At 45.3% G+C, this 21,077-nt stretch carries 20 protein-coding genes and 3 tRNA genes; 4 read left to right on the forward strand and 19 right to left on the reverse strand.

All coding sequences use genetic code 11. The features are described 5' to 3' along the window. The 8 genes from AC9UEY_RS03330 to AC9UEY_RS03365 form a co-directional block, all read right to left on the reverse strand. Positions 1 to 367 (reverse strand): 2Fe-2S iron-sulfur cluster-binding protein (locus AC9UEY_RS03330; RefSeq protein ID WP_509537751.1); only part of this gene is annotated, 367 nt, incomplete at its 3' end. After that, positions 367 to 2,247 (reverse strand): fumarate reductase/succinate dehydrogenase flavoprotein subunit, encoded by a 1,881-nt coding sequence (locus tag AC9UEY_RS03335; protein ID WP_509537754.1) that lies wholly within the window; start codon positions 2,245 to 2,247, stop codon positions 367 to 369. The genes AC9UEY_RS03335 and AC9UEY_RS03330, both read right to left, overlap by 1 nt. A 14-nt stretch (positions 2,248 to 2,261) precedes the next feature. Beyond that, a complete protein-coding gene (gene sdhC, locus AC9UEY_RS03340) occupies positions 2,262 to 3,062 on the reverse strand; it encodes a succinate dehydrogenase subunit SdhC (RefSeq protein WP_509537756.1) in 801 nt (266 codons plus the stop codon). Positions 3,063 to 3,182: 120 nt separating this feature from the next. Further along, a tRNA-Ser gene (locus AC9UEY_RS03345) sits at positions 3,183 to 3,268 on the reverse strand. Between the two features lie 48 nt (positions 3,269 to 3,316). Continuing rightward, positions 3,317 to 4,129 (reverse strand): HAD family hydrolase, encoded by an 813-nt coding sequence (locus tag AC9UEY_RS03350; protein ID WP_509537759.1) that lies wholly within the window; start codon positions 4,127 to 4,129, stop codon positions 3,317 to 3,319. Next, positions 4,126 to 5,385 (reverse strand): serine--tRNA ligase, encoded by a 1,260-nt coding sequence (serS, locus tag AC9UEY_RS03355; protein WP_509537762.1) that lies wholly within the window; start codon positions 5,383 to 5,385, stop codon positions 4,126 to 4,128. The genes AC9UEY_RS03350 and serS overlap by 4 nt, the downstream gene beginning before the upstream one ends. Further along, positions 5,382 to 6,212: a prephenate dehydratase gene (gene pheA / locus AC9UEY_RS03360; protein WP_509537764.1), complete on the reverse strand. Its 831-nt coding sequence runs from the start codon at positions 6,210 to 6,212 to the stop codon at positions 5,382 to 5,384. Before pheA ends, serS begins: the two co-directional genes overlap by 4 nt. Before the next feature lie 3 nt (positions 6,213 to 6,215). Next, the gene (locus tag AC9UEY_RS03365; RefSeq protein WP_509537767.1) at positions 6,216 to 6,893 is read right to left on the reverse strand and encodes a glycerophosphodiester phosphodiesterase; all 678 of its coding nucleotides are present in this window, start codon (positions 6,891 to 6,893) and stop codon (positions 6,216 to 6,218) included. A gap of 30 nt (positions 6,894 to 6,923) precedes the next feature. Here AC9UEY_RS03365 and AC9UEY_RS03370 point away from each other — a divergent pair, with 30 nt between their 5' ends. Together AC9UEY_RS03370 and AC9UEY_RS03375 are read left to right on the forward strand one after the other, a co-directional pair. Then, positions 6,924 to 7,700, forward strand: a complete 777-nt coding sequence (locus AC9UEY_RS03370; RefSeq protein WP_509537770.1) for a PP2C family protein-serine/threonine phosphatase — start codon at positions 6,924 to 6,926, stop codon at positions 7,698 to 7,700. Continuing rightward, positions 7,693 to 9,243 carry a protein kinase domain-containing protein gene (locus tag AC9UEY_RS03375; RefSeq protein ID WP_509537773.1) on the forward strand — a complete coding sequence of 517 codons (1,551 nt, stop codon included), beginning with the start codon at positions 7,693 to 7,695 and terminating at the stop codon, positions 9,241 to 9,243. The genes AC9UEY_RS03370 and AC9UEY_RS03375 overlap by 8 nt, the downstream gene beginning before the upstream one ends. 1 nt (position 9,244) lies before the next feature. On the opposite strand, the gene AC9UEY_RS03380 is transcribed toward AC9UEY_RS03375, so the two are convergent. Continuing rightward, on the reverse strand, positions 9,245 to 9,895 hold the full coding sequence (locus AC9UEY_RS03380) for an aminodeoxychorismate/anthranilate synthase component II (protein ID WP_509537776.1): 651 nt from the start codon (positions 9,893 to 9,895) through the stop codon (positions 9,245 to 9,247). On the opposite strand from AC9UEY_RS03380, the gene AC9UEY_RS03385 reads away from it, so the two are divergent. Further along, positions 9,894 to 10,178, forward strand: coding sequence for a cell division protein CrgA (locus tag AC9UEY_RS03385; protein ID WP_509537779.1), 285 nt, complete (start codon positions 9,894 to 9,896; stop codon positions 10,176 to 10,178). The two genes, AC9UEY_RS03380 and AC9UEY_RS03385, sit on opposite strands and share 2 nt — an antisense overlap. Before the next feature lie 49 nt (positions 10,179 to 10,227). Here AC9UEY_RS03385 and AC9UEY_RS03390 read toward each other — a convergent pair whose 3' ends face one another. The 10 genes from AC9UEY_RS03390 to dnaA form a co-directional block, all read right to left on the reverse strand. Continuing rightward, positions 10,228 to 10,698 (reverse strand): rhomboid family intramembrane serine protease, encoded by a 471-nt coding sequence (locus AC9UEY_RS03390; protein WP_509537782.1) that lies wholly within the window; start codon positions 10,696 to 10,698, stop codon positions 10,228 to 10,230. 55 nt (positions 10,699 to 10,753) lie between these two features. After that, positions 10,754 to 11,266, reverse strand: coding sequence for a peptidylprolyl isomerase (locus AC9UEY_RS03395; protein ID WP_509537784.1), 513 nt, complete (start codon positions 11,264 to 11,266; stop codon positions 10,754 to 10,756). Between the two features lie 50 nt (positions 11,267 to 11,316). After that, a tRNA-Ala gene (locus tag AC9UEY_RS03400) sits at positions 11,317 to 11,389 on the reverse strand. A gap of 13 nt (positions 11,390 to 11,402) precedes the next feature. After that, positions 11,403 to 11,477: transfer RNA gene (locus AC9UEY_RS03405), tRNA-Ile, on the reverse strand. Positions 11,478 to 11,581: 104 nt separating this feature from the next. Continuing rightward, the gene (gene gyrA, locus AC9UEY_RS03410; protein ID WP_509537787.1) at positions 11,582 to 14,077 is read right to left on the reverse strand and encodes a DNA gyrase subunit A; all 2,496 of its coding nucleotides are present in this window, start codon (positions 14,075 to 14,077) and stop codon (positions 11,582 to 11,584) included. Then, positions 14,077 to 16,032 carry a DNA topoisomerase (ATP-hydrolyzing) subunit B gene (gene gyrB / locus AC9UEY_RS03415; RefSeq protein ID WP_509537790.1) on the reverse strand — a complete coding sequence of 652 codons (1,956 nt, stop codon included), beginning with the start codon at positions 16,030 to 16,032 and terminating at the stop codon, positions 14,077 to 14,079. Before gyrB ends, gyrA begins: the two co-directional genes overlap by 1 nt. Before the next feature lie 176 nt (positions 16,033 to 16,208). Beyond that, positions 16,209 to 16,667 carry a DciA family protein gene (locus AC9UEY_RS03420; RefSeq protein ID WP_509537792.1) on the reverse strand — a complete coding sequence of 153 codons (459 nt, stop codon included), beginning with the start codon at positions 16,665 to 16,667 and terminating at the stop codon, positions 16,209 to 16,211. Next, the gene (gene recF / locus AC9UEY_RS03425) at positions 16,667 to 17,761 is read right to left on the reverse strand and encodes a DNA replication/repair protein RecF (protein WP_509537794.1); all 1,095 of its coding nucleotides are present in this window, start codon (positions 17,759 to 17,761) and stop codon (positions 16,667 to 16,669) included. Before recF ends, AC9UEY_RS03420 begins: the two co-directional genes overlap by 1 nt. A gap of 23 nt (positions 17,762 to 17,784) precedes the next feature. Continuing rightward, on the reverse strand, positions 17,785 to 18,915 hold the full coding sequence (dnaN, locus tag AC9UEY_RS03430) for a DNA polymerase III subunit beta (RefSeq protein ID WP_509537796.1): 1,131 nt from the start codon (positions 18,913 to 18,915) through the stop codon (positions 17,785 to 17,787). 327 nt (positions 18,916 to 19,242) lie between these two features. Beyond that, on the reverse strand, positions 19,243 to 20,643 hold the full coding sequence (gene dnaA, locus AC9UEY_RS03435; protein ID WP_509537859.1) for a chromosomal replication initiator protein DnaA: 1,401 nt from the start codon (positions 20,641 to 20,643) through the stop codon (positions 19,243 to 19,245). Positions 20,644 to 20,927: 284 nt separating this feature from the next. Between dnaA and rpmH the strand changes: the two genes are divergently transcribed. Continuing rightward, complete coding sequence (gene rpmH, locus AC9UEY_RS03440) at positions 20,928 to 21,065, forward strand: 50S ribosomal protein L34 (protein ID WP_509537799.1); 138 nt, start codon at positions 20,928 to 20,930, stop codon at positions 21,063 to 21,065. Positions 21,066 to 21,077 lie beyond the last annotated feature (12 nt).

Consider the following 21,077-nt stretch of genomic DNA (forward strand, 5'->3'; position numbering starts at 1 on the left):
GATCCTTAGGGTGCTCATAAGCAGGGATTTCCATTGCTTTTTTGTAGTTAAAGGAAACATCTGTAACAAGGTCTTTGATGATTGGGAATGCACGAAGTGGTGTGACAGTGATTGTTTCCTCTTCACCAAATGATGCAACCTGTGTCATACATGCAAGACGAGGCTTACCGTTGATCTCCATTGAACAAGATCCACACTTACCAGCCTTACAGTTCCAGCGAACAGCCAAGTCACCCATCTGTGTTGCTTGAACACGGTGGATTACATCCAGGACTACTTCACCTTCGTTTGCCTCTACAACTACATCTTTAAGACCACCATCGGTTGAGTCTCCACGCCAAATACGAAGTTTAATATTGCGTGCCATTAGTTGGAACCACCTTTCACAACTTCTTCGGGTGTCATGTATTTCTCCAGCTCATCAATATCAAAGAGATCAAAGAGCTCTTTCGGAATCACTGGCAACGCTTGTTCACGAACATTCACCTGATTACCATCAAATGAGGAAATATTATTTATCTGACGCCACTTTGTATTCATAACCGGGAAATCATCGCGGGTATGACCACCACGTGATTCTTCTCGATTGATTGCCGACTTTGCAGTTGATTCAGCAACTAACAACATATTATCTAAATCAAAAGCAAGGTGGAACCCTGGGTTGAACTTTCGACTGCCGCTCACCGCAACATTCGCGCTGCGTTTTCTAATATCTGCGATCTTTTCGATTGCTTCTTTTAGTTCACTACCAGTGCGGATGATTCCAACAAGGTTGTGTGCTACTTCCTGTAACTCTGCATGGAGTGAGTACGAGTTTTCTCCACCTTCACGATCAAATGGAGCCTGAATCTTTGCTGCAGCTGCCGTGATTGCAGCCTCACTGACGGGGTTTACTGGATTATTCTTCACATATTCAACGGCGCCCATTCCCGCGCGACGACCAAATACCAAAAGATCTGACAGTGAGTTTCCGCCAAGACGATTTGATCCGTGCATTCCACCGGCGACTTCACCAGCTGCAAATAAGCCCGGAACCCCTACCGCTGCTGCAGTATCGGGCTCTACTTCAACCCCACCCATGACGTAGTGACATGTTGGGCCAACTTCCATGGCCTCCTTTGTGATGTCAACGCCAGCTAACTCGTAGAACTGGTGCCACATAGAAGGAAGGCGCTTTTTAATAATCTCTGCAGATATGCGCTTTGAAACATCGAGGAACACCCCACCATGTTCTGATCCACGACCTGATTTAACTTCAGTGTTAATCGCACGTGCAACTTCATCACGAGGCAACAGCTCTGGCGGGCGACGGTTGTTGTCCTGATCTACATACCAACGATCTGCTTCTGCTTCGTTGTCTGCGTACTTATCCTTAAACACATCTGGGATGTACTTGAACATAAATCGCTCGCCTAAGTTGTTTGTAAGAACTCCACCTTCACCACGAACAGATTCAGTTACCAAGATTCCCTTAACAGATGGTGGCCACACCATTCCTGTTGGGTGGAACTGCAAGAACTCCATATCAACCAGGTTTGCACCAGCCTTTAATGCAAGTGCATGTCCGTCGCCAGTACCTTCCCATGAGTTAGAAGTAATCTTGAAAGTCTTTCCAACACCACCAGTTGCAATAACAACTGCAGGTGCTTCAAATAAAACCTCTTCGCCAGATTCACGCCAGTACCCATAGGCACCAGAGATCTTTCCATTTTCTTTCAGAATGTCAGTGATTGTTAGCTCTGCGAAAACTTTAATTCCGCTTTCCATATCACCGGTATCGCGGCCATCTTTTTGCTGCAGCGCAACAATCTTCTGCTGCATGGTGCGAATAAGTTCTAGGCCGGTGCGGTCACCAACGTGTGCCAGGCGTGGGTATTCATGTCCACCAAAGTTACGTTGTGAAATCTTTCCTTCTTTAGTGCGATCAAAAAGAGCGCCCCATGTTTCCAGCTCCCAGATGCGATCTGGTGCTTCCTTTGCATGCAGCTCTGCCATGCGGAAATGACTGAGGAATTTGCCACCGCGCATAGTGTCGCGAAAGTGAACCATCCAACTATCTTTGTCGTTGACGTTACCCATTGATGCTGCGGCTCCACCTTCAGCCATAACAGTGTGGGCTTTACCAAATAGAGACTTACAAATGATTGCTACGCGAAGTCCTGATTCACGTGCTTCTACAGCAGCACGTAATCCAGCACCTCCGGCACCGATTACAAGGACATCGTATGTATGGCGTTCTAGTTTCATAGTCGAATGTCCCTTTAGAAGAAGTAGAAGTTAGTCCATGCGCCAGTTGCAACTTGGCGAACATAGATATCGGCGAATGCAACAGCGGCTAATGAGAACCATGCAAACTGTTGATGTGAATGATTAAGTACTGAAACCCAACTCCATAGCTTGTAGCGAACAGGGTGCTTAGAGAAATTCTTTAAACGTCCACCAATTGTGTGGCGACATGAGTGACATGACATTGAGTACAACCACAACAGCGTTGAGCTCACAAGAAGAACAAGTGAACCGACGCTCATGTGACCCCATTGGCCTTCAGGGTTCTTAAATGAAATAACTGCGTCGTAGGTAAGAATTACATTTAACAGTAAACCTGCATAGAAAAAGTAGCGATGTGAGTTTTGAATAATGAGAGGGAATCGAGTCTCACCTGTGTACTTCTTGTGAGGTTCTGCAACTCCACATGCTGGTGGCGACATCCAGAATGAACGGTAATACGACTTGCGGTAGTAGTAACAGGTCATACGGAAACCGAGAGGGAAGATCAAAATAATTAACGCTGGTGATAATGCAAAGTTAAAGATTTGCGCACTCACTGGTGTGAAACCAAGCATTGTTGCTTCAGGTACACAGGCCTGCGACAAACATGGTGAATAGAAAGGTGAAATCAAGTGATCCGCGTAGTAATTAGCATTTTCAAATGCGCGGAAGGTTGCATAGATAACGAAGGAGATTAAGACTCCGAAGGTTGCAAGTGGTTGTAACCACCACTTATCTGTGCGAAGCGTGCGCTCTTTAATCTTGGCGCGTGTTGGTGAAAAAACACCTGACATGTACAACTCCCCTGGTGTAAGCCTGTTTGTTACTAGGGGCTAAGTCTGCTCTGGAGATGAAAAAGTGGCTAGATCAATTCCCGCTTAAGCGGTATGAACTCAGCCACAACTTCACAAAAATGGCGGAGGGCGTGGGATTTGAACCCACGAAACTTTCGTTTGCCGGTTTTCAAGACCGGTGCACTCGGCCGCTATGCGAGCCCTCCGTGGGAGAGATTACCCGAATTTAGCCCTAGCGAAAAATCGGCCAGTTATTAGGCGGGAAGATCCAAGAGTTCTTCGATGATCTTTGCAACACCATCGGCGGTACATGGTTCTGCTACCCCTTTTGCAAATGATGGTGCATCTGGATGGCCATCTGACATTGCATAAGAACGAGCTGTCCATTCAAGCATTGAGAAATCATTGGGATTATCACCAAAGGACACACAATCCTCAGCTGTTAGACCTAGACGCTCTGCCATCATTGCAAGTGTTGTCCCTTTTGAAATATTAAGTGCTGAGATTTCAATAAGTGAATCCCTTGATGTTGAATGAGTGACAGTCACAAGATCACTGAGCTCGCGATGGGCAACGGCAACCATTTCATCAGATGTGAACTCATAATTACTGCATCTTCCTAAAATCTTTAAAGCAGGACGCTTGATTGCATCCTCAATTTTTTCCACACCAACGTTGTCCAAGCCAACATCCCACTTAGGAACATATGCGATCTCACGGTGGTAGTGATCGTTAGACTCAACAGCAAATGACATTTCAGGCATTGCTATGCGCATGCGTCGAACAACCTCTAGTTGCTCGTCAATTGGAATCATCCACTCTTCAAGAACGGCGTCATTCATCAAGTCATACAACATCGCACCATTGCAACAAATAGCTTCACCAAATCCAAATGCTTCACGAATTTCACCCATCCAACGTGGAGGGCGTCCTGTTACAAAGAAAACATGGACGCCTAGATCGCGTGCTCGTATAAATACATCAATTGTGCGCTGCGAAATTACACCTTTATGCGAAACGACTGTTCCATCTAAATCTGTTGCAATTAGTTTGGGGCGTTTACTCACACCAGCTCAAATCGTTTCACACCTAAGAAAGGTTGCAGTGCTGGGGGAACATTGACTGATCCATCTGCATTTTGATGGTTCTCTAAAATCGCAACAATCATGCGGGGAATAGCAACTAATGTGCCATTAAGTGTTGCGACCACTCTTGTGCCATCTGCATCCTTAAAGCGAATGTTTAAGCGGCGGGCCTGAAATTCAGTGCAATTCGAGGTACTTGTGACCTCGCGGTATGCATTTTGTGTAGGAATCCACGCTTCAATATCAAACTTACGGTTGGCACTAGATCCCAAATCACCTGATGCGACATCGATAACTCGGTATGGAATCTCCATCGCATTAAGGAAATCCTTTTCCCATTGCAATAAGCGCCTGTGCTCTTCTTTAGCTTGATCTGGATGACAGAAAGAAAACATTTCGACTTTATCGAACTGGTGCACGCGAATAATTCCACGAGTGTCCTTGCCGTATGAGCCTGCTTCGCGGCGGAAACATGATGAATACCCTGCATATCGAATAGGAAGTTTGTCAGCTGGTAGAACTTCATCCATATGCATTGCAGCAAGTGGAACTTCAGAGGTACCCACTAAATACACATCATCTTTTTCAAGGTGATAAACATTTTCTGCAGCTTGACCTAGAAAGCCGGTGCCTTCCATTGCGGCGGGATTTACAAGTACTGGTGGGATAACAGGTGTAAAGCCAGCCTTGTTGGCAGATGCAATTGCGTAATTAATAAGTGCGAATTCAAGCATCGCGCCAACACCTGTTAAATAGTATGAACGAGAACCTGCAACCTTTGCACCACGTTCAGTATCAATTGCACCAAGTAACTTACCTAGTTCGACGTGATCTTTTGGTTCAAAATCAAATGTGCGCGGTGTGCCAACATGTTCGATAACAACAAAATCTGCTTCTGTGCCAATGGGTGCTTCTGGATCTAAAATATTTGATAGCTGCATGATCAATTGCTTTGCTTGTTCTTCAACCTCTGCGCGCTTTGAATCCGCATCTTTAACCTTGTTTGCAAGCTCTTTAGCGTTTTCTAATAGCGTTGCTTTTTCATCGCCTTTTGCAGCACCAACTGATTTAGACAATACATTTTGTTCTGCGCGTAATGTTTCAAACTTATCGAGCGCGGCGCGGCGGATTTCATCAATTGCTAAAACTTTATCAACGATCGTTACATCTTCCCCACGTCCCTTTTGAGATGCGCGTACCGCATCAGGGTGTTCACGCAGATACTTGATGTCGATCATTTACTTATCTTTTCTCGTGGGTATGAGCCAAGGAATCGGATGTCTTCGCAGATTGCTCGAAGGCTTTCTACTGCCTCCTTCACAGGTGCATCTGCAATGTGACCCTCAACGTCAATAATGAAATGGTAATGGCCAAGGGCGGAACCAGTCGGACGTGACTGAATAAAAGTTAGGTTTACTTCCCGCTTAGCGAACTCAGTCAGGATATCAAGAAGCGCGCCAGCATGGTCAGCTCCGATAAAGACCACTAAGGAGCTCCGATCCCAGCCGGTGTTCTTTGGAACTGATCCTGGCTTTGCAACCACAATGAATCTAGTAACTGCGCCCGGGTTATCGCCAATGTTGTCTGCAATTACGCGAAGACCGTAGTGGGCAGCTGCAACAGGTGCTGCAATTGCTGCATCAAAATCACCACGTGAAATTGCCTCCGCCGCTGCAGCAGTTGATGCCGTAGAAATTAATTCAGCATCTGGATAATTTTTAGCAACGTAATTGCGGCACTGTGCCTCCGCATGTGGGTGTGTAGCAATTCGCAAAATCTCTTTTTCATCGCCCTTGATCATTAATGCAAAGGAAACAGGCAAAGTCACTTCACCAACGATTGCTAGTGGCTCACCAGTTGCAAGCTCATCAAGGGTGCGAGCAACAACACCTTCAACTGAGTTTTCAATTGGGACTAATGCATAGTGGGCTTTACCAAGACGGACCGCATCAAGGGCTGCAGTCACGTTGGCATAAGGCATAAGGCGATCATTGGAAGAAGTGATCTTTTTAAGAGCCGCCTCTGTAAATGTTCCCTTGGGACCGAGATAGGCGTATGTACTCACTTGCTAATTGTACCCGAGTACCGACCTTGCAAATGACGGGGTATTTGTGATCAAGACATCAACACCGTTATCAGCGCAAAAGCGCATATCGTCGGCATCATCAACGGTCCACACGAAGAGATTGCGTGGATCTTGATTTAAATGTGGTTTCTCTCTAAATGCTGTAATTCCGGGGCCAATTGATTGTGCTGATGTAAACCTTCTCATTGCAAATGAATATCTCTCATGAAGTAAAGCAACAGTTTTTTGCTCTGGATCTATCTTTCTAATATTTTCTAGGGCTAGCCAGGAAAATGACATGACGTGAATATCTGCGACTGGTTTTTCTTGTTGGAGTAGTTGCATTACCTTCTTTTCTACCGCACTGCCCGATGGCACCGGATGTTTAGTTTCAATCGCTAACTCTTTTTTGTTATCTCGAGCAAGTGTTAGTAACTCATCAAGAGTCATTGCTTGCGGATAGTGGGACTTGATTTCCTTAAAGGTGGAATCTGCAATACGCGCAGCATCGCCTGCAACCCTTTGCATATCTGCGTCATGCCATAAAACCAAGTGGTTATCTTTAGTTAAGCGAACATCGCATTCAAAGCCATCTGCGCCATCATCTATGGCGGCCTTATAGGCAGCCGTTGTTAACTCGGGATGGGTACTCGAGGATCCGCGGTGTGCGTAGATCTTCATCTTTGAAGGTTACACCGTTAGGCTTACATCATGAGCGCGCACTTCTTTGAAACCTCTGCGCGTTCTGCTATTGGCCTAGTTCGGCAAGGAAATGAAGACTCTGCTTTTTCTTCCGCCCAGTTAATCGCAGTTGCTGACGGAATGGGCGGACATGCAGCTGGCGAGGTTGCATCCCGCATCGCAGTACAAGTCTTACAAAAGTTAGCACCAACACTTACTGCCGAAGATATTGATGAAGATTCTGTAGAAGATTTGTTAATGCATTCATTACACAGCATCGATGCAGAGATTGCTGCCGTTGCTGATGAGGAAATTGAAAAACGGGGCATGGGCACAACCTTGACCGCACTTCTCATCCGTGACAATCACATTGCTTTGCTCCATGTTGGTGATTCACGCTGTTATCGCTTGCGCGGAAACACCTTGGAACAACTCAGCAACGATCACACCGTTATTCAAGAACTACTTGATCAAGGGGCAATTACCCCAGCTGAAGCAGTTGAGCACCCACAACGCTCGATGTTGACCCAGGCGCTGCGCGGAGATGGTGATGTGACCCCAGTACTGCAAATGTATGAGGTTAAAAAGGGTGATCGATACTTGCTGTGTTCTGATGGTTTGTCGGGTGTTTTAACGGATAAAGAGATCAAAGTTGGCTTAAAGAAATCTGATAAAGATGAAGCTGTTAAGTTTTTAAATGATGCAACATATATAAATGGTGCACCTGATAATGTCACCATTCTGATCGCTGATATTTCAGATAATTCAGCAGCGCCATCACTCTTGTTAGGAGCAGCTCATGATTAATGTGTTGCTGGGTGGACGTTACAAACTTGGCGAAATGATCGGCACTGGCGGTATGGCAGATGTGTATGTTGCTGAAGATACTCGTCTTGCACGACAAGTTGCCGTAAAGGTATTGCGCAGTGATTTAGCGCGTGATCCATCTTTTGTTGCTCGCTTTAGAAAAGAAGCATTCGCTGCTGCAGGACTTAATCACCCAGGAATTGTTGCTGTGTATGACTCGGGTGAAGAACCAGCGCCCTACATTGTCATGGAGTTAATCTCTGGCCACACTCTTCGTGAACTCATCCATAAAGGAGAACGTGTTCCATTAAAGCGCGCACTTGAAATTGGTGAAGGCATCTTGGCAGCACTTGAGTATTCACACCACAGTGGAATCGTGCACCGAGACATTAAGCCTGCAAACATCATGATTACAGATCACGGCGATGTGAAGGTGATGGATTTTGGAATCGCGCGCGCACTTGCTGATTTAGGTGCAACACTTACCAGCACCTGGAATGTTGTTGGAACCGCTCAATATCTCTCTCCCGAACAAGCATTAGGAGAGGTTGCAGATCTTCGTAGCGATATTTACTCCACTGGGTGTTTGTTATATGAAGTCTTAACAGGAAAGCCTCCGTTTAGCGGTGAAACTCCTGTCTCGATTGCATACCAACATGTTTCTGGAGTTTTAATCGCTCCAAGCAAGATTGTTCCTGAACTTCCTGCAGGTATTGATACTTTATTAACAGTTGCACTAGCAAAAAATCCTGATGACCGTTATCAAACAGCTGGATTGATGCTTGATGATTTATATAAAATCAAAGGCGGAGAAGTTGTAACTACAAAGATTGCAAAGGCTCCGATGTCACGCCGTAAGGTGTTAATTGGTGCAATTGGTAGTATTGCCGCCCTCGGTCTGCTTGTCGCAGGCGTGTTCCTGACTAAACCAGGTGTGGATCCTGCTGGATTACCGCAATTGCCTAATGTTGTTGGTTTAACTCAAGGAGAAGCTGAAGCCTTGCTCGGTGATTACATTGTCACCGTTACTCGTGCCCATGATGGTCGAATTCCCAAAGACCGAGTCGCTAACCAAATTCCTCTTGCCACTGTCCGTGTGCAAAAAGGTTCAGGGGTTGTTTTAACAATTTCAGATGGGCCAGGAAACTCAATTGTTCCTATTGATTTAGTGGGAATGTCACTCATTGACGCCCGCACCGCGTTATCTGCAGTTGGTTTGTTAGTAACAGCAACCGAGGCTGTGCCATCAGATGAAGCGCAAGGAACTGTATTGAAGGTAACACCTGAACCTGGATCAACAATTACTGCTGGTCGTGGTGTTGTATTACAAATTGCTAGCGGACAAGTACTGGTTCCATCATTAATTGGAACTGATGCATTGCAAGCAAAAACTATTTTAGTTCAGGCAGGCTTCTTGGTCAATGAAGTTTTTGGTTACGACGCAAATCAGCCAATTGGAGTTGTTATTCGTCAGGCACCAGATGCTGGAACAACACAGACAATTGGTAAGTCAGTAACAATTACAATTAATAAAGCGCCGTAAATTACTTAGCTTTGCCAACTACCGGTGACAGACCAACTGCGCGTTCGCGAGCGCCATTATCCCCACACATCACTAACCAGTTAGCAAGCATGTGATGTCCATGCTCTGTTAAAACAGATTCTGGATGAAACTGCACACCTTGAATTGGAAGTGTTGTATGTTGCATTGACATTACTAATCCAGATTCAGTTGATCCCGTGATATGTAATGTGTTTGGTACTGAATCTTTTTCAACACAGAGTGAGTGGTAACGAGTTGCTGTAAAAGGTGATGGAAGATCTGAGAGCACACCCTCTTGCTTGTGATACACAAGAGAGGTTTTACCATGGAGTAATTCGGGTGCTCTTGAAACAGTTGCGCCAAATGCAACACCTATTGCTTGATGACCTAAGCACACACCAAATAATGGAATTGAATGCTCTGCGCAATACTTAATCATCTCTACTGATACGCCAGCTTTTTCAGGTGTACCGGGTCCTGGAGAGATGAGGACACCGTCGTACTTGCCGGCTTCACTTGCCGCAACAGCATCGTTTCTGACAACAATGCACTCGGCCCCTAGTTGCTGCAGGTACTGCACCAAATTAAAGACAAAGGAGTCATAGTTATCGATGACGAGGATCTTGGTGGCCATAGGAGCATTCTCTCTCATGGTGTATCTTTCGCGTATGCCTAAATCAAAACTACGCAAGAAGGTCGAGCAGCAGCGCGCTCACAATCAAGAGGTTGATGTGAAGACACCTCATGAGCCACTGGAGAGCCCACGCTGGCTTGCTCCAACAATGGTTTCAGCCTTCTTAATCGGTTTGTTCTGGATTGTGGTCTTCTATGTAACCCAGACCTCGTATCCAGTCCCTGGAATCGGTGCTTGGAACATGATTATTGGCTTTGGTTTTATAGGTGTTGGCTTTTCACTCGCCACTCGCTGGCGCTAATTACACCGTTGTAATTCGATCCACAGTGTGGGTAACACCTGTGGATAACTTATCTCTTTGCCATCACTAACTGAGCCGCCACTACCCCGCCGATTAACCCGCCCAGGTGTGCGCGCCAATCAACCCCACCCATTGCAAAGCCAATAAAAAAGTTAATTCCAATAATGACAACAATAGATCGAATATCTGCGCCAATTCGCTTTCCAACGATTGCAAGTGCTCCGAATAATCCGAAGATCGCACCTGATGCGCCAACTGAGTAGCTATACACAGATGCAAAGTATGAAGAAGCAAGTGATCCTGTTAGAAGTGAAACAAAGAAGACGATAAAGAGTTTGTTCTTACCAAATGCTTCTTCTAGTGGGTTTCCTAAAACCAACAATGAATACATATTGAAGCCAAGATGTAATAAGCCTGCATGGGTTAATGCAACTGTAAATAGTCGATACCACTGGTTTGTCGCTTGTAAGTATTCAAAACTTGGAAGCATTAAATCTTGTTGCAACGATGGGAAAACCATCTGCACAAGGTAAGCAGCGCAGATTACTGCGATTAAAGAGTAGGTGGCAGAACGCTTAAGCAACTGTAACGCTGTTGATAGTGATGTCAGTTGCTGGCTTGTCCTGTGCGCCAGTCTTTGCAGTTGCAATCGCATCAACTACAGCCTGGCTAGCAGAATCCTTTACTTCACCAAAGATGCTGTGCTTGCGGTTTAACCATGTAGTTGGTGCAACGGTAATAAAGAACTGTGAACCATTTGTTCCGGGTCCTGAGTTAGCCATTGCAAGAATGTATGGGCGATCAAAAGTTAACTCCCCGTGGAACTCATCTGCAAAACGGTATCCCGGTCCACCTGTTCCACGACCTAGTGGATCTCCGGCTTGAATCATGAAGCCATCAATGACGCGGTGAAAAATTGTTCCGTCATACAACTTAGCAGTTGACTTATCGCCGGTGCGTGGGTCAGTCCACTCCTTTGCACCAGTTGCTAACTCAACGAAGTTTGCAACTGTCTTTGGTGCATGGTTGGGGAAAAGTTCAATAACAATGTCACCCAGTGATGTGTGAAGAGTTGCTGTTGATGACATGATTTTCTCTTTTCTTATCGTTGGTGGGCGTGTGGTGTAATCAAACTGTGTGGAGACCAGGGGAATCGAACCCCTAACCTCTGCCTTGCAAAGGCAGCGCTCTACCAATTGAGCTAGGTCCCCGTATTAGAACGGGTGGGCCCAGGTGGACTTGAACCACCGACCTCTTCCTTATCAGGGAAGCGCTCTAACCAGGCTGAGCTATGGGCCCGCTGTAAAGATTTCTCTTTAAAGCGCGAAGTACCAAGATTACCTTGAACTTCACTAACTCCCAAAACGGGCGTTAACTGCTTCTAACTCAGGGTGCGAACCATACTAACTTTTCCCTGAAATCTCATCTTCGCCGTTCTTGGTGACAGATAGCAGGCTCACACCTTCATCAAGATTCACTAATCGCACACCCATGCTGTCGCGCCCGGTCTGACGGACTTCTGCAGCAGGTGTTCTCATGACAGTTCCAGCTGAAGTAATAGCAAGTACTTCATCCTCATCACGTAATACCAATGCGCTAACAAGGGATCCACGTGAATTCTCATCGATCTTGGCGGCCTTAATACCAATACCACCACGGCCCTGCAATCGATACTCATCGATTGGAGTTTTCTTTCCATAGCCACCATCGGTAGCTGTAAAGACAAATGAATCCTTAGCAAGGTCAGCGTTAACACGTGCCATGGTTAACAAGTTGTCATCTGCACGGAACTTCATTCCGATCACACCACTTGTTGAACGTCCCATTGAACGAAGTGATTCATCATCTGCGGTAAAGCGCAATGACATTCCTTTTGTTGATACTAATAATAATTCATCATCGGTGTTGATAAGAGATGCGGACACAACTTCATCACCAGGTTTTAATGTGATTGCGATTAATCCACCAGTGCGAGGAGAGTCGTATTCAATCAAAGGTGTTTTCTTCACTAAACCGTTGCGAGTAGCAAGAACTAAGAATGGTGAAATTGTGTAATCCTTTAATGACAACACTTCTGCAATCTTCTCATCCGGCTTAAAAGCCATCAGGTTTGCAACATGTTGTCCACGTGCATCGCGCCCAGCATCTGGTAATTCATGAACCTTTGAACGATAGACACGGCCTTGGTTTGTGAAGAACAACAACCAGTCATGTGTGGATGCCACAAAGAAATGATCTACAACATCATCTTCCTTTAGCGCCGCACCCTTCACGCCTCGACCACCACGACGTTGTGATCGATAGAGGTCAGCCATGGTGCGCTTTGAATATCCACCACGAGTAATTGTTACAACAACATCTTGGTCTGGAATTAAATCTTCAGCGCTGAAGTCGCCTTCACTTGCAACGATTTGGGTGCGGCGCTCATCGCCATACTTTGCAACCAAATCAGCAAGCTCTGTCTTAACAATTTCGCGTTGTCGCTCTGGGCTCACAAGGATCTTGTTGAGTTCAACTATGTCAGCCATTAAGCCGTCATACTCATCATTAATCTTTTGACGCTCCAACGCAGCAATACGGCGCAGTTGCATATCCAAAATAGCGTTAGCTTGAATTTCATCAACATCAAGTAGTTTCATCAAACCTGTGCGAGCCTCTTCAGGTGTTGTTGATGCGCGAATTAATGCGATTACAGCATCTAAAGCATCTAGTGCTTTGAGGTAACCCTGCAAGATGTGAGCACGTTTTTCCTTTTCCGCTAAGCGGTACTTAGTGCGACGAACGATAACTTCGATTTGGTGCTCGATGTAGTAACGAATAAATTCATCTAGGCGTAATGTGCGAGGCACACCATCCACAAGTGCCAACATGTTTGCACCAAATGTGTCCTGCAATTGTGTCTGCTTATACAAGTTATTGAGAATGACCTTTGGAATTGCAGATTGTTGCAAAACAATTACAAGACGTTGGCCTAAACGCTCATTACCTTCATCGCGAACATCTGCGATGCCCTTGATTTTTCCATCTTTAACAAGCTCTGCGATCTTTAGCGCAAGGTTGTCTGGGTTAACTTGGTATGGCAATTCACTAATTACAAGACATGTGCGCTTGTTTATCTCTTCAACTTGAACAACTGCGCGCATTGTGATTGATCCGCGACCTGTGCGATATGCCTCTTCAATACCTGTGCGGCCAACAATGAGCGCTTTTGTTGGGAAGTCTGGTCCTTTAACAATTTTAATTAATTCACTAAGCAGCTCTTCTTGCTTCATCTCTGGGTGTTCAAGAGAGTAAATAACAGCTTCGCCGATTTCACGCAGGTTGTGCGGTGGAATATTTGTTGCCATTCCAACTGCAATACCCGCAGAGCCATTGACTAAAAGGTTTGGCAGACGGCTTGGTAGAACTGTTGGTTCTTGTGAGCGGCCGTCATAGTTGGGGATAAAATTAACTGTGTCTTCATCGATATCCCGCATCATCTCCATGGCAAGTGAGGACAAACGAGCTTCGGTATAACGCATTGCCGCAGCTGGATCATTTCCTGGAGAACCGAAGTTTCCATTTCCATCGATCAATAAATAGCGAAGTGACCAGTGCTGGGCCAAGCGCACGACAGAGTCGTAAATCGCGGTGTCACCGTGTGGGTGGTAATTACCCATGACATCACCAACAATGCGGGAAGATTTGTAATAACCCTTATCTGGGCGATAGCCAGCGTCATACATCGCATACAAAACACGGCGGTGAACTGGTTTTAACCCATCTCTAACATCTGGCAACGCACGACCGACGATAACTGACATCGCGTAATCAAGATATGAACGTGCCATTTCGACTTGAAGATCAACTGTGTCAATCTTGTCAAAGTTTTCGAGGTTTTTTGGGTTTAACTCATCCATTAGATATCCAAGAACCTGACATCTTTTGCATTGCGCTGAATAAATGCACGGCGCTTTTCAACATCTTCACCCATGAGTACTGAGAACAAATCATCTGCAGCTGCAGCATCATCTAGTGTCACGCGCACTAAAACGCGATGCTCTGGATCCATGGTTGTATCCCACAACTCTTTTGCTGGCATCTCACCCAAACCTTTGAAGCGCTGAATTCCATCATCTTTAGGTAGGCGCTTGCCTGCTGTAACACCTAGTTCGATCATGCCATCTCGTTCACGATCACTAAATGCATACTCAACTGGCTCTTTACCTGCCCACTTCAATTTATAGAGTGGTGGTTGTGCAAAGTAAACGTAACCGTGCTCGATTAATGGACGCATGAAACGGAACAGCAAAGTTAAAAGAAGTGTGCGAATGTGTTGTCCATCAACATCAGCATCGGCCATCAAAATTATCTTGTGATAACGCAGTTTCTTAACATCGAAATCTTCATGCACACCAGTACCAAGTGCGGTAATTAACGCTTGAACTTCATTGTTTTGTAGAACGCGATCAATACGTGCTTTTTCAACATTTAAAATTTTGCCGCGAATAGGAAGCACTGCCTGGTTGCGTGAATCACGGCCACCTTTTGTGGAACCACCTGCAGAGTCACCTTCAACAATGTAGAGCTCACACTTGGCTGGATCAGTCCACTGACAATCAGCTAGCTTTCCTGGCATTCCACGACCTTCAAGTAATCCTTTGCGATTACGGCTTAAGTCACGCGCTTTACGTGCTGCCACACGTGCTGCGGCTGCATCAATACTCTTACGAACAATCTCTTTGCCTTCTGCAGGATTCTGCTCAAACCAACTCGTTAACTCTTCATTAACAATTTTTTGGGTAAATGTTTTTGCTTCAGAGTTACCAAGCTTTGTTTTTGTCTGGCCTTCAAACTGTGGGTCTACAAGTTTGATGGAAACAATAGCCGTTAAACCTTCGCGAACATCATCACCTGTGAGGCGATCTTCCTTCTTTCGAATAAATCCTTGCTCTTCTCCGAACTTATTAACAATGGAGGTTAGTGCTGTGCGGAAGCCCTCTTCGTGGGATCCACCTTCATGGGTGTGAATGGTGTTTGCAAATGTGTAAACAGATTCAGAAAAACCAGCGTTCCATTGCATTGATACTTCCAGTGAAATCTTGTTCTTCTTATCTTCTGATGCAAAAGAAATAATTGATTTGTGGGTTTCACCGCGGGTTGAATTAAGGTGCTTCACAAAATCTGCAATACCCCCGTCATACTCGTAGCGAACTGTTAGCTGCTCACCCTTTTCATCAACGTGTCCGTTGCGCATATCGGTGAGAGTTAAAATCAAACCTTTGTTAAGAAATGCCATTTCACGAAAGCGAGTCGATAAAACTTCAAATGAAAAATCTGTAGTCTCAAAGATTTCTTTTGAAGGCCAGAATTGAACAGTTGTTCCAGATTGTGTGGATGCATCACCTTTGCGTACTGGCGCTGTTGGAACACCCAGTTTGTACTCTTGATACCAAAAACTTCCATCACGTTGAACGATTACTGAAAGATCTGTACTGAGTGCGTTCACTACAGAGATACCAACGCCATGTAATCCGCCAGATACTGAGTAGCCAGCATCGCCGAACTTTCCGCCGGCGTGTAAAACTGTGAGAACAACTTCAAGTGCTGGCTTCTTTTCAACCGGGTGAATATCCACCGGAATTCCGCGGCCGTTGTCGATTACTTCAACGCCGCCATCGGCCATAAGAGTGATGTTGATTTCGGTGCAATGCCCAGCCAGAGCTTCATCTACTGAGTTATCGACGACTTCATAGACCAGGTGGTGAAGGCCGCGCTCTCCTGTGGAGCCGATATACATTCCTGGGCGCTTACGAACCGCCTCTAGGCCTTCTAGGACGGTGATGTTGCTGGCGTTATAGGAGTTCTCGGCCATCGCAACCCCTTTCCTAAAAATCGGTTAAATCAGCCCTGAAGGCTTTTGAAGAGGATAGACCTCTCGGAATGGCTCTATCCTAGTCATAAGTGGCGGTAATAAATAGCCGAAAAAAGCCCTGTGGATGGGTATAGCCGAACTTTGAGCGTGGAGTTGAGGGGATCTAGTGCCTAGCTCTAGTTATAGGTGTCACGGGGGCCGCGAGCGTTACGGATCGTGCGGACCCCTTTCTTCCAGGTTGGGGTTTGAGGGCCAATAATCACAAGCCGCTCAATGAGCACCCCAATGGCATCTTTTTGGATCGTTGCCAATAAATTGCTAGAAATTAACTGTAGTTGTGTTGCCCACGCAGTTGAGCTGCTTTGTATTGTTAAAACATTGTCCAAAATCGAAATCGGTTGTGCGTGTTCTGAAATTTCATCACCAACAATTTTTTTCCAGTTAACAAAAAGATTTCCTTCAGCTAAACCAGAATCCCAATCGCGATCTGAAACCAGATCACTTAACACTCCACCAATTAATTCAGGATCGCCTGGTTGTCCAACTCGCATGGTTGGTGCAGGTTTGTTTGGTTTTCTTGTCACACCAGTCTTAAATGCTTTAAAAAGATCTAGAGCTAAGTCGCGTTTTGTCATTAACTCTCTCCTTTCTTCACAACACCTGGCATCACATAAAACTTTTGTGTTAACAACTCTGTAGGTAGATCGCTTTCAACAGCAGCGGTAATAAATGTTTGCTCTGCTAGTTGCGTGGTAGACATTAATTGAATACGGCGTGATATATCGAGCTCTGCGAAAACATCATCTAAAATAAGAATAGGAGAAGAGCCTTCAGATTTTAAAAGGTTAAAAGATCCAATACGTAATGAAATAGCTATTGACCAAGATTCGCCGTGGCTGGCATAACCTTTTGCTGGAAAATCTCCTAGTTGTAAATGTAGATCATCACGGTGTGGACCGATTAAAGAAATTCCTCGCTCAATTTCTTGGTAGGCGACCTCTTCTAATCGCGCAGAGAGTGCAACGATGTTGTCGTTAATGTTTTTAGTAACACCATCCGTGCTGCACTTATATGAAATAGATGTTGGTTTAACCTCATTGAGGTTTGCATAGTTTTTAGCAACCCAAGGGTTTAAAGCCTCAATTAAGGTAATCCTTTCAGCGGTTAACTCTGCGCCTAATTTAATAAGTTGTTCATTCCAGGGAACAAGTGCTGCAGCAGATGTGCGCGTTTTTAGTAGTGCGTTGCGTTGTTTAACAACGCGCTCATAATCGGCGATAACCCCTGCTAAGCGTGGGGTCCGAGTAATAAGTAGGCGATCTAGAAAATCTCTGCGGTTGCTGGGTTCACCGCGCACAAGATCTAAATCCTCTGGTGAGAAGTAAACAATTTGGATAGCACCCAACAGCTCTCGCTGACTACGAGTTGGGTTTCCATTAATCCGTGCGCGGTTAGCTTTACTTGCATTGATCTCTAAATCAATTTGTAATGTGCGATCATCTCGCTGAACCTCGGCGCGGATAATTGCTTGTTGATTACCGAGTGAAATGAGTGGCACATTGTTGGCAACACGATGTGAAGAAAGGAAAGCTAAATAGATAAGTGACTCAGCGATGTTAGTTTTTCCAGAACCATTATCACCAATAAATGTAGTAACACCTGGTTCTAACTCTAACTCTAGTGAGTTATAGGAACGAAAGTTGGTCAAAGCCAACTTGTTAATACGCACTAGGTGTCCTTAAAAATATGGGGTTACGAGGCGTAGCGCATTGGCATTAATAGATAGCGGTAGTTTTCAATAACCGCACCATCTTTATCGCTCTTACCCATTAAAATCGCAGGCTTATTTGAACCGGTAAATGAGATTTGGACAAACTTTGTTCCAACTGCATTTAAGCCATCTGCAAGAAATGTTGGATTGAAGGCAATTGAGATTGCTTCACCAGTTAACAAGATCTCAATTGCTTCAGTCGCTTGTGCTTCTTCACCGGCACCAGCTTCAAGTGAGAGGGTGTTATTGGAGAAATCAAGGCGAAGAGGAACTGTCTTGTCTGTAACAAGTGCCACGCGTCGAACAGAGTCAAGAAGTGTTGCTACTTCAATGAGCGCAGTTGTTGTTACCTCTTGTGGAAGTAGATGGCGATATGGAGGGAATGTTCCATCCAACATACGCGATGTCATGGTTTTCCCATCACCTGCAAAACCAGTTAAACGATCATTGCTTGTGTTGGGAGCAAAAGAGAGCGAAACATCTTTAGAACCAGTTAGTGATTTGGCAGCATCGGCAATAGTGCGAGCGCGTAGTAGCGCTGTTGTTGATGTGTTTGGCGCTGTTGGTGTCCATTGGATTTCGCGCACAGCCAAGCGATAGCGATCTGTTGCTGCGAAGGTAACAGTGTCTTCGTTGATCTCAATATGCACACCGGTAAGTGTTGGGAGTGAATCATCACGGCCCGCGGCGATTGCAACCTGTGCAACAGCTGTTGCAAATGTGTCACTTGCAACCATTCCTGTTGAATCTGGAAGTTCGGGTAGGTTTGGATACTCATCAACTGAAAGGGTTGGCAATGTGAACTTTGCGCTGCCGCTTGTCACAGCAACACGTGTTCCTTCCAAAACAAATGTAATTGGTTTGTTTGGGAGAGAACGTGAAATTTCTGCAAGAAGCTTTCCTGGTACTAAAACCTTGCCTGGCTCTTTTACCTCAGCTACAAAATGTGCCTTGCTTGCTGTTTCAAGATCAGATGCTGATAGGAAGACTTCATTACCGGTTGCGTTGATAACTATTCCGAGTAACTCGGTTTTAATGGGACGAGTTGATAGAGAGCGTGAAACCCAGTTAACCCCATCGGCTAACGCTGACTGTTCGACTGTAAATTTCATCTCTATCCTCGGCTTTTCTGTAATGTGGAAAGGTTATTCGCGTAACTGGATATATGTATATAAAGGTAGTCGTAGTAACTAGAGCGATTTTCTGTGGGTAAGTTATAAAAACCCTGTTCGGTGCGGAGATTGGCTTTGTATAAGCTGTTAATAACTAGTGGAAAGGTGTGGGTATAACTCTGCTTCATTTCAACCACACCCTTCTTCCTTATTAATCCACCGAGGTTATCCACGGTGTTGCCCTCATTCTCCACAGTTATCCACAACTTGTCCCCAACTGGGGGTAAAGAGTGGCAATTCGGACAAATAGCCCAAATCAACCGCGGCTTATCTAGCTTGCTGTTTAATTCTGGTGGTGAGCTCGTTGACCTGGTTATAGATCGAACGGCGCTCAGCCATCAGTTGACGGATCTTTCTATCAGCGTGCATAACCGTTGTGTGGTCACGCCCACCAAATGTTTGGCCGATCTTCGGCAAGGAAAGCTCTGTGAGCTCTCTGCATAAATACATCGCGATTTGACGAGCATTAACTAACACTCGAGAACGGGATGTTCCGCACAAATCATCAATTGTCAGACTGAAGTACGCCGCGGTCTGAGCCATGATGGTTGCACCAGTAATTTCTGGGTTAGATTCATCAGGAATTAAATCCTTTAAAACTATTTCAGCCAGCGATAAATCAACACTCTGGCGATTAAGGGATGCAAAAGCTGTAACACGAATTAACGCACCTTCTAATTCACGGATATTTGTTGAAATTTTGCTTGCAATATATTCAAGAACATCATCCGGCGCATTCAACTTATCTTGCGCTGCTTTTTTACGAAGAATCGCAATACGTGTTTCTAGTTCAGGAGGTTGGATATCTGTAATCAAACCCCACTCAAATCGAGAACGTAGACGATCTTCCAAAGTTGTTAACTGTTTTGGTGGCCGGTCACTTGAGATAACAATCTGCTTGTTCGCGTTATATAGAGTGTTGAAGGTGTGGAAGAACTCTTCCTGTGTACGCTCTTTATTTTCCAAGAACTGAATGTCATCAACTAATAAAATATCTAGATCGCGGTAGCGACGTTGGAAAGCAGAGGCCTTATCGTCTCGAATTGAGTTAATAAAGTCATTGGTGAACTCTTCTGATGAAACATACTTAACACGCACATTTCCGTAGAGTTCTTGGGCGTAGGCACCAATAGCGTGCAGTAAGTGAGTCTTACCCAAACCAGACTCACCGTAAATAAATAACGGGTTGTATGCCTTGGCAGGTGCTTCTGCCACTGCAACGGCAGCTGCGTGCGCAAAACGATTAGATGCACCAATAACAAAAGTTTCAAAGATGTAGCGAGGGTTCAAAGTTGAGGTCTCGGCAGATTTTGACAGTGGTGAGTCATCGCGACCCATGCCAGTTTTCGGAGCAACAAACTCAACTTCAACATCTTGGGATGGCGTAGTAACAACTTCCAATGTTTCATCAACAGTTACTGCGATATTTGTGGTTGATCCAAGCTCACGAGTTAAAACATCGCTAACAACAGTGCGCAAACGACTTTCTAAGACATCTTTTGCAAAAAGATTGGGTGCTGCAACCAATAAAGTTGTTTGATCATCATTGTGAAGAAGACCTAATGGCTTTGTTAACTGCAAAAATGCCCGGTGTTGTGGCGCGTTGATCGCAACTTCCTCAATTACGCGGCCCCACAGGGTGGGTAGCTCAACTTCAATAACACTCACCAAGGCCTCAATTCCATAGAAAAACTCATCCACAGGGTTATCCACAGCCTGTGGTCTAAACCCCAGGTTGAGCCCTGCTATCCCCCCAAAAGTGATTTACCTGTGGAGGGGGAGTGAAAAGTAGAGCGATTTGGCAAAAAAAGCAACTGGTTATCCACAATCTGGACCAACCACCCTAAACCCAGCCCTCAGTTTGACCCGCTTATCCCCAGACCTCTACCGTTACCTTCTTGCTTCCCCCGTATTTCTGGCCCTGAGTAAAAGATATGTATTAGGAGTTTTCAATGACAAAGCGCACCTTCCAACCCAACACACGTCGTCGTGCCAAGAAGCATGGCTTCCGTGCCCGTATGGCAACCCGCGCAGGCCGTGCAGTACTAGCTGCTCGTCGCGGCAAGGGTCGCGCCAAGCTTTCTGCATAAGGGTTCATAAAC

This window comes from Candidatus Planktophila sp., from assembly GCF_040402275.1.
In the GTDB taxonomy this organism is placed as follows: domain Bacteria; phylum Actinomycetota; class Actinomycetes; order Nanopelagicales; family Nanopelagicaceae; genus Planktophila.